Annotated in this window: 12 protein-coding genes and 1 riboswitch; all 12 genes read right to left on the bottom strand. The window is 47.3% G+C overall.

The annotated features are described in order from the left end of the window. Positions 1-36: 36 nt before the first annotated feature. The 12 genes from MHH91_RS08195 to ftsZ all read right to left on the bottom strand — a co-directional run bounded on the left by MHH91_RS08195 (position 37) and on the right by ftsZ (position 13,723). Positions 37-315, bottom strand: coding sequence for a YggT family protein (locus MHH91_RS08195; protein WP_003154408.1), 279 nt, complete (start codon positions 313-315; stop codon positions 37-39). 6 nt (positions 316-321) lie between these two features. Further along, the gene (gene sepF, locus MHH91_RS08190) at positions 322-780 is read right to left on the bottom strand and encodes a cell division protein SepF (RefSeq protein WP_013352186.1); all 459 of its coding nucleotides are present in this window, start codon (positions 778-780) and stop codon (positions 322-324) included. Then, positions 777-1,469, bottom strand: a complete 693-nt coding sequence (locus tag MHH91_RS08185; protein ID WP_013352185.1) for a YggS family pyridoxal phosphate-dependent enzyme — start codon at positions 1,467-1,469, stop codon at positions 777-779. The genes sepF and MHH91_RS08185 overlap by 4 nt, the downstream gene beginning before the upstream one ends. 6 nt (positions 1,470-1,475) lie before the next feature. Continuing rightward, positions 1,476-2,312 (bottom strand): peptidoglycan editing factor PgeF, encoded by an 837-nt coding sequence (gene pgeF / locus MHH91_RS08180; protein ID WP_013352184.1) that lies wholly within the window; start codon positions 2,310-2,312, stop codon positions 1,476-1,478. Between the two features lie 154 nt (positions 2,313-2,466). Further along, positions 2,467-2,718 carry a YlmC/YmxH family sporulation protein gene (locus tag MHH91_RS08175; RefSeq protein ID WP_003154415.1) on the bottom strand — a complete coding sequence of 84 codons (252 nt, stop codon included), beginning with the start codon at positions 2,716-2,718 and terminating at the stop codon, positions 2,467-2,469. Positions 2,719-2,778: 60 nt separating this feature from the next. After that, positions 2,779-4,059, bottom strand: coding sequence for an acetylornithine deacetylase (locus MHH91_RS08170; protein ID WP_340977516.1), 1,281 nt, complete (start codon positions 4,057-4,059; stop codon positions 2,779-2,781). Positions 4,060-4,131: 72 nt separating this feature from the next. Continuing rightward, positions 4,132-4,237, bottom strand: a riboswitch (TPP riboswitch). A 5-nt stretch (positions 4,238-4,242) separates the two neighbouring features. Further along, positions 4,243-5,040: an ABC transporter ATP-binding protein gene (locus MHH91_RS08165; protein ID WP_013352182.1), complete on the bottom strand. Its 798-nt coding sequence runs from the start codon at positions 5,038-5,040 to the stop codon at positions 4,243-4,245. Between the two features lie 127 nt (positions 5,041-5,167). Next, a complete protein-coding gene (gene sigG / locus MHH91_RS08160) occupies positions 5,168-5,950 on the bottom strand; it encodes an RNA polymerase sporulation sigma factor SigG (protein WP_013352181.1) in 783 nt (260 codons plus the stop codon). 140 nt (positions 5,951-6,090) lie between these two features. Further along, the gene (gene sigE, locus MHH91_RS08155; RefSeq protein ID WP_013352180.1) at positions 6,091-6,810 is read right to left on the bottom strand and encodes an RNA polymerase sporulation sigma factor SigE; all 720 of its coding nucleotides are present in this window, start codon (positions 6,808-6,810) and stop codon (positions 6,091-6,093) included. Between the two features lie 57 nt (positions 6,811-6,867). Beyond that, the gene (gene spoIIGA, locus MHH91_RS08150; protein ID WP_013352179.1) at positions 6,868-7,797 is read right to left on the bottom strand and encodes a sigma-E processing peptidase SpoIIGA; all 930 of its coding nucleotides are present in this window, start codon (positions 7,795-7,797) and stop codon (positions 6,868-6,870) included. Between the two features lie 214 nt (positions 7,798-8,011). After that, entirely contained in the window at positions 8,012-12,301 is a 4,290-nt protein-coding gene (locus tag MHH91_RS08145; protein WP_014470428.1) for a S8 family peptidase, read from the bottom strand. A gap of 273 nt (positions 12,302-12,574) precedes the next feature. Then, the gene (gene ftsZ, locus MHH91_RS08140; protein WP_013352177.1) at positions 12,575-13,723 is read right to left on the bottom strand and encodes a cell division protein FtsZ; all 1,149 of its coding nucleotides are present in this window, start codon (positions 13,721-13,723) and stop codon (positions 12,575-12,577) included. Between the last annotated feature and the right edge of the window lie 20 nt (positions 13,724-13,743).

Below are 13,743 nucleotides of genomic sequence, written 5' to 3'. Positions count from 1 at the left end.
CTTGGCTGGTGCCAAGCCCGTATCAAACTGTCACATTCAAGTATACATTGCGATCATGCGGTACAGGCCCCAAAGTCCCGTCGTGGCAAATCGAAGCACGATAATCGCTACAATCGGGGATATATCCAGCATGGCAATGGGCGGAATGATCCTTCTGAACGGTTCTAGGTACGGTTCGCAAATCGCTGCGAGAAACCGTCCGACCGCCGTTTCTCTCGTACTCGGCACCCATGACATAAAGATATAGATAATCAGGGCAAACGAGTAGATGTAAATTAAATAACTCAGAACGGAAAAAATTTGATAAAGAATCATCCTGCTTTACCACCTCTGATGTTCGTCTTCATTTATGAGCTCCGAAATCGTGCCGGAAACATCGACATTATCAGGCGTGCACAGAAAAATATCCGAACCGATTCTTTGAATGTCGCCGCCGATAGCATAGACGGTTCCGCTTAAAAAGTCGACGATTCTTTTCGCCTGATCATGCTGGATGCGCTGAAGATTGACGACAACCGCCCGCCTGTTCTTTAAATGATCGGCGATTTCCTGCGCTTCCGCATATACACGAGGTTCACTCAACACCACTTTAGAGGATTTCTGAACACTTTGCAAGCTTACTACGTTCTGCTTCCCCGCCGGCTTCTGGGCGTAGGCAGGCTGTTTATCTTTCTGCTGTTCGTGTTCTTCCGGATGATCCTTCTCTGTTTCAATGTATTCGTACTCGTACTCCTCCTCATCCATTGAGAAAAAGTTTTTCAATTTATTTTTCATGCTCATTTGTTTACACCCCCCGTTTCATTTCCGACTAATGAAGAGCCGATTCGGATAAAAGTAGCGCCCTCTTCAACAGCGATTTCATAATCATTTGACATGCCCATTGAAAGTTCCCGGCACGGTGCGTTTGTCTGATTCAGCTGCTGCACCTGATCCCTCAGATCACGCAATTGCCGGAAGCAGGCTCTGATCGTTTCTGTATCGTCTGTCAGGGGAGCCATCGTCATCAGGCCCTCTACAGAAATGTTTCTAAAGTCAGAAAGCTCTCTGATAAAGGGGATGACCTCCTCTGTTTTCAAACCGTGCTTAGACGGCTCACGCGAAGTATTCACCTGCACAAAACAGCGAACCGCATGCGGCGCCCGTTTTTCAATCTCTTTTGCCAATGACAGTCTGTCTAAGGAATGAATATAAGATACACGGTCAACGACCGCCTTCACCTTTCTGGTCTGAAGACTGCCGATAAAGTGCCACTCCGGGCTGCCTTTGATGACATCCTGCTTGCGGATAAGCTCCGTATCCCGGTTTTCTCCCAGACTTGTAATACCAGCATCGACGGCCTCTTGAGCCCTTTCGGCTGATACGTATTTTGTAACCGCGATGACGGTTACATCTTCGGGGCTTCGGCCCGATCTGTTACATGCTTCGTTTATTCTTTCGTTTATATGTCGTAATTGATCAGCAACACGCAAGATAACTTATGCCTCCTTCATTCCGATAAAGGACATCATGCGTCCCGTTTTCCCTTTGTCGCGGCGGTGTGAAAAGAATAATTCATGCTCTCGTTCAGTGCATAAACCGCTGACTGAAATGTTTTCTTCCGGAATGCCGCAATGTATCAGAAGAAGGCGGTTTACCTCTTTTAAATCAAGCTGATACTGGCCTTTTTCCGTTTCACATATGGCGGATTCAGCCGAAAAAGGCAGCGCCCGGACTTCATTAATGACGCGGTCGTCGACGGTATAGCTTACTGCACTGATAGACGGACCGATGACAGCCTGAATATCTGTTAAGCGTGAGCCTTCTTCGTTTACCCAGCGTTCCGTCATGATGCGCCCGATTTGTCTGACCGTCCCCTTCCATCCGGCATGGGCAGCGCCGATAATGGAATTTACCGGGTCATAAAAATACAAGGGCACACAGTCTGCAAAACACAGGGCCAAAAAAAGATTCGTATCTTTCGTATAGAGCCCGTCCGTCCCGCGGAATGCGGAGGAATAGTCTCTCGCCCCTTTTCCTTTATCCCCGGCCGTCACGTGTCGGACGCGGTTTTCATGTGTCTGATCTGCGAATACCCAGGAATCCAGATCAGTACCGCATAAGGACGCTATGACTTCACGGTTTTTCACAACATCATGAGCTTCGTCCCGGACGTGCAATCCGGTATTTAATGACTCATACGGAGGATTGCTGACACCTCCGTTTTTGGTTGTGAATCCGGCGATGACCTTTGTGTTATGCTGATTCACATGATTCCAGTCTTCTATCATGAGTGCCGAGGGGGTGGTAAAACTAAACGGGTGATATGTATTCATGAGGATCCAACCTTTCGACAAACATTAAAAAAGCGTAATTTCCCACTCATTTTAACACAATTTCAAGCATACGTTTAGCGGCTGATTGAAAAATCGGATAAATAAATGTGCCGGAAACATTGAGATTTCCGGAATTTTACAAGTAAAGGGAGGATTACGCTCCCCCCTTTGGTTCGTTTACACGCACTAAGATGACATCTTCCCCAATTTTAACTATATTTCGCCAAGGAATGATCATTTCCTCTTCTTTTCCGAAAAAACCGAGAACTTTTCCGCTCCCGCCTAAAATAATCGCCTGAATTTTCCCCGTTGTCACGTTAATATCAATATCACCGATGCTGCCGAGTTTTTTTCCGTTCGACACGTTTACCACATCTTTTATTTGAAATTCAGATATGCTGATCATTCGTATCACGCCCTTCGCCCATTCTTTTTCCTATTATATGAACGGCCGGGCTGAACCTTGTCACATCGGGCAATCTTTTTTGCGGCTGCACCAGGTGAGGATAAAGCTCAGCATGACTTTCGTATAGTCTATAAGCTCATCAACGGACACTTCCTCGTTTACGGAGTGGGCGTTTTTTAAATCACCGGGCCCGTATATTACACTCGGAATCCCGGCATTATAAAGCCACCCTCCGTCAGTTACGGTTTGGGAAACATCAATGACCGGCTCCTGTTTTTTGACGGCTGAGTGTGAGGCCGCCAGGACAGAAACTGCCGGATGCTCCGGGTCGATTTCAAGCGCCGGGAACACCTCGCCTCTGTCTTCAATCATGGAAGAGCCGCCCCATTTGAACACCGGCCTGTTCTCCCTGAGCCACAGATCGCTGTCAGAGACACGATTTATATAGTCTTCGATTTCAGCGGCTGCTTGTTCGTGTGTTTCGTTCGGATAAAAGTGGACGGTAATCCATAATCTGCATTCATCGGCGACAAACGCTGCGTGCCTTCCCCCTTCAATGACGGCGGGGTTGATTGTATTGGTGCCGGGCGCAAAGCCGGGATAGCTTTTCGTTACCGCCCAGTGGCGCTCCAGCTCACCCAAGGCAGTGATGATTTTCGCCATTTTTTCGATTGCGCTCGCTCCGAATGCGCCACCGCCCGCATGAATCAGATTGCGCCTCATGCCGTCATGAAATGTTTTTTTGCTTTTCAATTCTATCCAGCCGGTGATTACACCGCCCTGCCCTTGAATATGCAGGCTGCTCGTATCGGCGACAACCGCAAAATCCGCGTAATAGCCGCGTTTGCAGCATTCCAGCGTCCCCGCCTCACCGACTTCTTCTCCGATCACAGACTGTACAATAAGGTCGCCCGCAAGCTTAATGCCCGCATCATGTATCAGCTGCAGAGCAAAAAGAACACACGCCAATCCCCCTTTCATATCAGCAGCGCCCCTTCCGATCAGCATGCCGTCTTTTACGAGCGGCTGAAACGGGTCAGTATCCCAGTCTTCACCCTGAACCTCGGCCACGTCAATGTGTCCGTTTAAAATCAGGCTTTGATGCCGGTATGAATCCGTCCCTTTTAAAACGCCGACTACGTTCGGATCTTCCGGATACACATCCCACATATCGACCGAGCAGCCGGTTTCTTTTAAAAATCCGGCGACCCACTTCTGAGCTTCTGCCGTATTTCTTGCCGGCGGGGCCGGAGTCGGAAAGGCTATCAACCTTTCAGCAATATGTATTAAGTCGTCCCGCCGTTTTTCCGCCTGGTGCAGCAGCATGTCAAGCTGATTCATTGAAAATCTCTCCTTTGGCTGTATCAAAAAAACCGTTTCATCAAATGAAACGGGTAAAAAACGGATCTTCCTCCGCTTTTTTCACCGCTTCCCTCCGCCGGCATGATCCGGATCAGGTCCGTTAAGGGTTGAGACAAACGTCTCTCTCAGCTGCATGGCAGCACCCCCAGGGTGAACGTTATGTTATTTTACGGATGATGCCGCTTTTGCACGTGTTAAAAACGGGCGGCCGTTGTTCCATATGACATTGACAGGCATATCGAAAAACGCTGTAAGCCGCTCATCAGAAAGCATGTCTCTGATTTTCCCTGATGCGAACACCTCGCCTTGTTTTAAAAGCAGCGCCTGATCAAATACCGGCAGAATTTCTTCAGCATGATGGGTGACATAAAGGATGGACGGCGCATTTTCTTTTTCAGCGATAGACGTAATCGTGTCCAGCAGCTGCTCTCTTGCCATAAAATCCAGACCCGTCACGGGCTCGTCCAAAATCAGCAGTTCCGGATCAGCCATAAGCGCCCGCGCAATCAGCGCTCTTTGCCTTTCCCCCTGTGATAACGTCTCATACCTTCTGTCGGCGTAACTGATGGCGCCTAAATCCTTCAGAAGACCGATCGCTTTTTCCCTCACCTGTTCACTCGGGGTTTCGTACAGCCCGATTGAGGCGTACGCGCCGCTCAGGGCGATTTCAAAAGCGGAATCCGCGGCATATAATTTGTGCTGAAGTCCTGCTGAAACAAGGCCGATTTTCCTTCTGAGTCTGTCACCGAGCTCTGTTTTGCCGAAATGGTGGCCGAGCACCTGCATCTCTCCTGAAGTGGGGAAGTAATATGAGCATAACATATTCAGCAAAGCGGTTTTTCCGGCTCCGTTTAATCCGTACAGCACCCAATTTTCGTTTTTCTCAACGCGCCAGTTGATATCTTTCAAGATCCATTTGCCGTTTCTTTTTAATGATACATTGTCCAGATGTAAAATCATTGCGCTTTCCCCCGTTTATTTATTCAAATTTTCTTAAAACTTTTCATATTAGAATACATTACTTTTTTGCAGACGTAAACCGGCGCATGAAAAAAGCCTTTAACACAATGTTTAAAGGCTTTTTCCGTTATTGATGGATATTCTTATTCATTTGTTTAATGGCTGCCTTTTCAAGCCTTGAGACCTGAGCTTGGGATATGCCGATTTCTTCTGCGACTTCCATTTGGGTTTTCCCCTGGAAAAAGCGTTTTCGCAAAATCATTTTTTCCCGTTCGTTCAGTCGTCTCATGCCTTCTTTCAGAGCCAGCTCCTCAATCCATTGTGTATCCTTATTGCGCTCATCACTGATCTGGTCCATCACGTAGATCGGATCGCCGCCGTCATTATAAATCGGCTCAAACAGTGATACCGGATCTTGGATGGCGTCAAGGGCAAACACAATTTCTTCATGGGGCACTTCAAGAACTTTGGCGATTTCCTCTGCTGTCGGCTCCCTGCTTGTCTCACTGATTAACCGCTCTCTTACTTGAAGCGCTTTATATGCGATATCGCGAAGCGACCTCGAGACGCGGATCGGATTGTTATCCCGCAAATATCTGCGGATTTCTCCGATGATCATCGGTACAGCGTATGTTGAAAACTTAACATTATGGCTGAGGTCAAAATTATCAATGGATTTCATTAGTCCGATGCAGCCGACCTGAAATAAGTCATCAACATACTCTCCTCTGTTGTTAAACCTCTGAATGACGCTTAAGACAAGGCGCAGATTGCCGTTTACAAGCTTTTCCCTCGCTGAATCATCGCCCTCATCCTGCAATTGCTTAAACAGCTTTCTCATCTCTTCATTCTTGAGCACCGGTAATTTGGAGGTATCAACCCCGCAAATTTCGACTTTATTTCTTGACACGTTTTTCCCTCCCACTAGGAGCTGCTGTACAACGTTAAGTATCTCCTCGGGTGGGAAAAATATGCACCGGCTTTTTACAGAAATAAACATCCGCCTCCGACAATCCTTGCAGCAGTAAGGGCCGTCAGATGGAAAAAATTTTACACCATTTTGTTAAACTCTTTTCGCAGTCTTTTGATAATCCGCTTTTCGAGCCGTGAGATATAAGATTGTGAAATGCCCATCATGTCGGCTACATCTTTTTGGGTTTTTTCTTCTTCTCCGATAAGTCCGAAACGCAGTTCCATGATCTGCTTTTCTCTATCGTTTAATTGCTCAAGCGCTTTTTTCAGAAGTTTTTTATCCACATTGGCTTCAATGTCTTTTGTAATAATATCATCATCTGTACCGAGCACATCCGAAAGGAGCAGTTCGTTTCCGTCCCAATCAATGTTCAGCGGTTCATCAAAAGACACCTCTGAACGGATTTTATTATTTCGGCGCAAGTACATTAAAATTTCGTTTTCAATACATCGTGACGCATACGTCGCAAGTTTTATTTTCTTCTCAGGATTAAAAGTGTTTACCGCTTTGATCAAACCGATGGTGCCGATGCTGATTAAGTCCTCGATATTGATGCCCGTGTTTTCGAATTTGCGGGCAATGTAAACGACAAGGCGTAAGTTTCTTTCAATCAGGATGGCCCGCGCCGCCTGATCCCCGCTCGGCAGCTTTAATAAGAGCACCTGCTCCTCTTCTTTAGACAAAGGCGGCGGCAGCGCCTCACTTCCTCCTATGTAATACACTTCATCACTTTTCAGTCCGAGTTTCATCAGCCATTTATACCACAAATATGTCAGACGCAGCTTAAGTTTTTTCATCTTCCTCCCCCTTCTAAATACAACGCGTTTTGAGTATGATGAATAACAGACTTTTCGTCAGGATACATGTTTCACAGCCTTTCCGGTCAGCATCTTCGGATGAACGATTCCGTCAAATTCACCGTCCGCTGATAGTGGTTTCGTGCTGATGCCGATCAGGCATTTTTCACATGCGATCATCTCGTCTTTTGTTAAAATCGTGACGTAATCCGGCTTTAAACAGAGTAAAAATTGATTATCCTGGCCGACGCCCCTGTATGGAATCAGCCTCAGCTTATCCGCATGCCGGAACGATTCATCAAGCTGCTCTATCACTTCAAGCGGACCGGCGGAATTGATGATGTCCGTTTCCTTTTCGCTGAGAATCGGAGCGAATTTGTCAATGTGGAGAATCATGACCGGCGTTTTCGTCAGCGGATCATACAGCTGATTTCCGGAATCCACCAAACCTTTCGCGCGGATTGTCTGTCCGCTGAATTCTGCCTGAACCATGACAAGTTCATCGTACTGAATGGACTTCGTCTCGATGTCTTCGATTCTCTTTTTTGAAAAAAACCATACAGCCGGAAATCCGATGACAACAAACATCCAGCTGATCGGGTCGCCGAAGCCGGTCTGGCTCGTGACCATAACGCCGTTTTGCACAATTGATTCTGTCTGCAGCAGGGAATGTACGCCGATCATTCCCCCGCCGACGAGAAAGGTCGCGAAATAAAAGGCGAACAAATTTTGAAAAAAGTACCGAAACCGTTTAAAGCCAAAAGCCGTAAGCACGATCACAACTGAAAATGCCATTTTTCCCGCCGGATGCTCCACAAAGGGAGAAACAGGCGTAAACATCAGAAGTACAATGGTTGACCCGATGAAACCGCCGGCGGCCACTCTTCTTTTTTTTACCTGGCGTTTTAAAATAAAGGCGGTTAATAAAAGCAAAAGAGAATCAAAACAAAAGTTCAACAGCCAAATGACATCCAGATAGATTTTCACATCTGACCCCTTTCCTCTTTTGTCTTACATATCTGTTTCTCTCTCTTGTTTCATAAGTATAAAGCAAGCTCTGTGGGAAAGTCTGTCAATTAATGTTGAGGGGAAAGTACAATTTTTAAGGGATAATCGTTTTATTTGTCGAGGGCCGGGAGGATTGATTCCTATTGACCGCCGCAACAAAAAAAGCGCTGCCGTGTCTTGGCAGCGCTCTGTTTTAATCGTTAATATAAAGTTTTCCTTTTGCCGTCTGTCTCGTTTCATTTCCGTAGTCATCTCTTACGATAACGTCAATTTTTGCTCCGCTTGCTTTGATAGAAGAGGTCGCCGTCCAGTAACTCTCATATCTTCCCGGAGAAATTTCTCTCAGCGGAAGCTCCGTTGCGTTTTGGCTCCCCGCCCGCGCGTTTGTCAGAGGCAGACGGATAACGAAGGTTGCGTCTAATTTCTTCCCGCTTGAAAAGGCGATTTTCACTGATTCTCCGGCTTTTAATTCTTTATCCGCTCCGGGAACCAGCCCCGAAATGACGGGAGCGTTGTAATTGACATCGATTACCGTCTTTTTCGTTGTTTTGTTACCCGCTTCGTCTGAGGCCGTAACCTTGATCTCATTGCTGCCGTTTTCCAGAAGGATTCTTGCTTGATAAGAGCCGTTATTCACTTCTGCTTTTTTGCCGTTCACCTTTACCTCTTTTAAATGGGCGTCATAAGCTTTTCCTTTTACGGTCACTGCTTCTTTATTTGTTTTATCTCCGTTTGCCGGACTGTCAATCGTCACATCCGGCTTATCCTGGTCCAATATGACCGTGACAGGGCGTGACTCATCTGTTGATCCCCTGTCTGTCACAGATGCCGCCGTCAGCCGATTGGCATCTTTACGGAGTGTGACATCCGCCTGGAAATTGCCGTCTGCACCGGCTTTCGTTTCAGCGGCGGTTTTACCGTTATTGGTAAGGCGGACAGCGGTTCCCGGAGAGGCCGTTCCTTTTACCGTGATTGTCTTCTTGTTTGTAAACGACCGGTCATCAGGTGACGTAATGTCAGGCACAATAGCTTCGTAGTTGACCAGAGCCCGGATCATAAAGTTTCCGTCTGATTTATCGGCTTTTGACCAGCTGCCGTCGAGATATTCCCAATTTCTGTTCGAATACGGACTGCCGTCATCAGATGACAGGGCCGGTGAATAAGGATTGGGTTTCGTCTGGCGGAACACTAGATAAAAATCCTTTCCGACTGCGATTCCTTTTGAGCTGAGATCCACTTTCGTCCATTCTCCGTTTCGAAGCGCTTCAGCTTGGAACGGGCCGGCAATTTTGCTGCCCGGGGCCCCGTCAGGTCCGGATGCATCGTAAACTTCCGCTTGAAATTCGGTGCCGCCCGGATCAGGCCAGTCCGCGCCCCAAAATTTAAAGAGGCCTCCTGTCAGCATACCGTGTTCTTTTCCGTCTTTAAGCGTCATCTTGACCGCGGATTTGCTGCCTGCCTTAAAATATGACAGCGCGGCTTCTTCGGTCCCGTTATCATAGGCAATTTCCCCTTCATAGCCGATATACGGCTTAAGCTTGGCGTTTTTTTCAGCATCTCCTTTGATATCAACAGAAAATTCACTGTTGTAAAAGCCTTTTGCGGCTGCTTTGATTGTATAGGAGCCCTCGTACGCCTGAAGCGAATATTCCCCTTTATCATTTGTCACCGCCGGCTCAATTGCGGCATCCTCTACAACATAAAGCACAGCCCCTTCCACCGGTTCGCCTGTTGACTGATTGGTGATGGTTCCTTTTAACGTACCGGACGGCATTTGCTCCAAGGTAAAGTCTGCCTGTGCGGTTTTGTCTGATTGAATGGAAACTTGTTTCACAGCTGGCTTAAATCCGTAAGCCTCAGCTTTCAGCGTGTAGTTTCCCGCTTTATGAGACAGGCTGTAGCTTCCGGTTGCAGGGTCGGAATACACGGATTTCCCCGTCTCGGCGACACTGATTTGCGCTCTGAGCGGCAGGAGATTGGTTTCACGTTTCACCGTTTTCTCGGGTGATTTCACCGCCGGTTTAGCCTCTTTCGGACTGACAGCTTTTTTCTTCAGATGACCGGGCGTTGTTTGTCTATTGGATTTCCTTTTTTCGGCTGCTTTGCCGAGAGAGCTGCTTGAAAGCCGGACATCATCGATATACCATCCGTCTTCATTGAGTACTTCGTCTGACTGCATATTAAACATAAGCTTTATGTTTTGGCCTTTATACGCAGATAAATCTGCTTCTTCATCGTTCCATCCGGCGGAGTCACCATTGTAAACAGCCGCCTGCTCCCAATTTGATTTTCCTTCCGGAAGAACGAACACATACCCGTAATCAAAGAATTCTTCGAGCTTGTGCCAGCTTTTAAATTGCAAAAACAACCTTCCTGAATCCGGAACCTGGATCGGAGGCATCACCAAATTCATATTGGCTGAATCGGCATAAGGTCCGGACAGGTTCGTCGCATATACTTTATCTCCGGAAAATGCAGCGCCTGGCCCTGAACTCGGGATTCCCCATTCCCATTGGTCATGTGTCCCGTAACTGAACCAGCCGGCCGGCTGTGATTCAAAATCCTCTTTGTACCCCGCCGTAATGCTTGGTTTTACGTCAGCCCGGTACGTATCAGATTCTGCGGAATGACCTCCGAAATCTTTTATTGTCCATTTATAACTTACCGTGCTGCCCGTTACGTGCGGAATGTCCGCCTGGTATGTTCCCTTTTTTTCATCACCGCTTTTTCGAACGGCGGCGATCGTTTTCCACTCTCCTTTATCAAACTGATAGGAAAGTAACACCTCCGTCACACTTACATCATCTTCCGCCGTAACCGTTAACGGGAGGTTTGCACCTTTGTAAGCTTCTGAGACGGGTTCATGATGCCAGCTGGGCGGATTGTGATCTTCACCCGCAGAGGATACCTTGCCTTCTATGCTTCCTATTCCATCTGTTACAGCAGAAACAGCGTCAAAAGCATTGACTAAGCCGTGGCCGTAACCGTTATTCGGTGATTCCGGAAAATCGGAGTCTGTCAGCTTTTCGGCGGTGCGCGTCAAAACGTCTTCCATTTCATCGACCGTAATAGAAGCGTTCGCCTGCCGTAGCAAAGCCGCCGTCGCTGCCACATGCGGTCCGGCCATTGAAGTTCCGTTCCAGCCGCCTTCATATGTTCCCCCAGGAATAGAGGAACGGATATTCACTCCCGGTGCCGAAATATCCGGTTTTGTTTCATGATACGGTGAGGGGCCTTGAAGTGAGAAATCAGCGAGTTTCTTTTGGCTGTCGGTCGCACCTGTCGCAAATGCTTCCGGATAATTGGCCGGATTTGCGATTGAACCGGGCCCCCCCGGTGTAAACAAGTCTACATTTCCCGCAGAGAATTCCGGAAAAATCCCTGCTGCTCTCCATGCATTCACCATATCGCGGTACCACTCATCGATTCCTGAGCCGCCTGCCCAGGAATTATTGACAACATCCGGCGCCATCTCGGGATGAGGAGTACCGTTTTTATCTTTTGGCGCAAGCACCCATTCACCGGCATCCAAAATGTCGGCATCGGTTCCTCCATCATCCGAAAATGCTTTTACTGCGATCCATTTCGCGCCAGGGGCCACACCGATTTGATTTGAGCCGTCAGGTTCTGAACCCGTCATGGTGCCTGTTACATGAGTGCCATGTTCAAGGTCATCGTAGGGCGCGTCTTTTTTAGCCACGGCATCATACCAGTTCATTTCATGGTTCGGCACTGCGGGGTTTTTAGGATCGTACCCCCGGTATTTTTCCTTAAGCGCCGGATGATCCCACTGAACCCCTGTATCAATGGAGGCGACAACCGTACCGGTGCCGTCGTACCCTGAGGCCCATGCCTTCGGCGCGTCAATTTGACTGATGTTCCATTCAATGCCTCCCTTTGCTTTGATCTCTTTTTGTTTTTTCTTCATTTGAAAAGGAGCTTTTGATTGAGTAAGCTGACGCTTTTCATTCGGAAGAACTTTTTCTACTTCAGGAAATGAGGCGGCTTTTTCCATTACCTCTTTCGAAGCAGTGACTGCCATTCCGTTGACAATATAATAGGAATGGATATGATCCGCCTTGCCTTTCTTTTTTTGTTTTTCCAAATATGTTTTCATATTTTGCTGCGCATCATGAGCCGCCACTTTTAAAGAAGAGATGACGGCTGACCGCTTTTGATATTCGGTTTTTGCCACGGAAAGCGATTGAGACTTGGCGTTTTTTTCTGCTTCTTTAACTGCTTTTTTCGTATTGGCTTTCTCTTTAAATTTGATGAGAAACGTGACTTTATCACTTTTTTCAAAACGCTTTTTGACTGAATCGGAAATCTTATGCTGAATGCTCTTAGAGGCAGAAAGATCTTTGGTGAAAGAAACCGCTCCCGGTGTGCTGTTCGCTCCGGCCGTACCCGGAAACAGCAGTGAACTGACGACAATCGCGCTTAAAACGGAGCCTGTCCATCTTTTTCTCGTTTTTTTCTTCAATCGTATCCCCCCTTATCTGGAAACGCAATATTAAATTGGTATCCCCCCTCATAATTGGAATCGTTTGTAATTTCGATGTTGTACGTTAAATGTAGACAATCTTCTATTCAGATATTGTCACATTCTGTCAGATGGTCACCCGAAATCAAAAAACAATCAAATCGTCGTAGGAATAAAGTTTCTTTTTCCGCTGTATGAATCATTGGGGATAGGAAGGAAGACTGGTCGTGAAAAAGAAAAAGGACAAAACCATGTGGTCTTGTCCTTTTTGCATTATCCGCGTTTGTTGCGGTTTCTTAAAAATGTAGGAATATCGAGGGCATCATCAGCCGGCTGTGACGTATGACGGTTCACCGTATTTTGATGCTGTGTTTCTTCTCGTTTCGGCTCACGTTTCGCAGCAGGCTGACTTTGAGACTTCAATCCTTGGTTCAAAGTCGGACGCTGCGGTTTTGAGTCATCTTTTTCCTGTTCGATAAAACCGGTCGCGATGACGGTGACGACGATTTCATCTTTCAGATTTTCATTGATAACTGAACCGAAAATCATATTTACATCAGGGTCAGACGCAGAAGCGACGATATCGGCTGCTTCCTGCACTTCGTAGAGGCTTAGGTTTGTACCTCCCGTAATGTTCATTAGAACACCTTGCGCGCCGTCGATTGCCGCTTCCAGTAACGGGCTGGAGATTGCCTTTTTGGCAGCTTCCGCAGCACGGCTTTCGCCTGTAGCAATCCCGATCCCCATCAATGCTGAACCTTTGTTGGACATGATGGTTTTGACATCGGCAAAATCCAGGTTGATTAAACCAGGTGTCGCGATAAGGTCAGAGATACCTTGCACCCCTTGGCGAAGCACATTATCAGCTTCACGGAATGCTTCAAGCATCGGTGTGTTTTTATCGACAATTTCCAGAATGCGGTCATTCGGGATAACGATCAGCGTGTCAACGGCTTCTTTCATTGCCGTGATACCGCCTGCAGCCTGCAGCTGGCGTTTTCGCCCTTCAAATGTAAACGGTCTTGTTACGACTCCGACAGTCAAAGCTCCTAAGTCCTTGGCGATTTGCGCAATAACCGGTGCGGCTCCCGTTCCGGTACCGCCTCCCATTCCGGCTGTAACGAACACCATGTCAGCGCCTTTTAACGCTTCTTCGATTTGTTCTTTACTTTCTTCAGCGGCTTTTTTGCCGACTTCCGGATTCGCTCCCGCTCCGAGACCGCGGGTCAGCTTTTCTCCGATCTGCATTTTCACTTCCGCTTTTGACAGGTTAAGAGCTTGGGCATCGGTATTTACCGCGATATACTCTACACCCTGTACTTCGTTTTCAATCATTCGGTTGACCGCGTTATTACCGCCGCCTCCTACTCCGATTACTTTAATTGATGCTAAGCCGTCTATGTTTGTTTCGAAATCCAACATGCTAAATCCTCCTAATCTGC

This window comes from Bacillus sp. FSL K6-2819, from assembly GCF_038008305.1.
Taxonomy (GTDB): Bacteria; Bacillota; Bacilli; order Bacillales; family Bacillaceae; genus Bacillus; species Bacillus amyloliquefaciens.
Note: the sequence above shows the minus strand (reverse complement) of the source record. Positions and strands in the feature narration are given on the sequence as shown.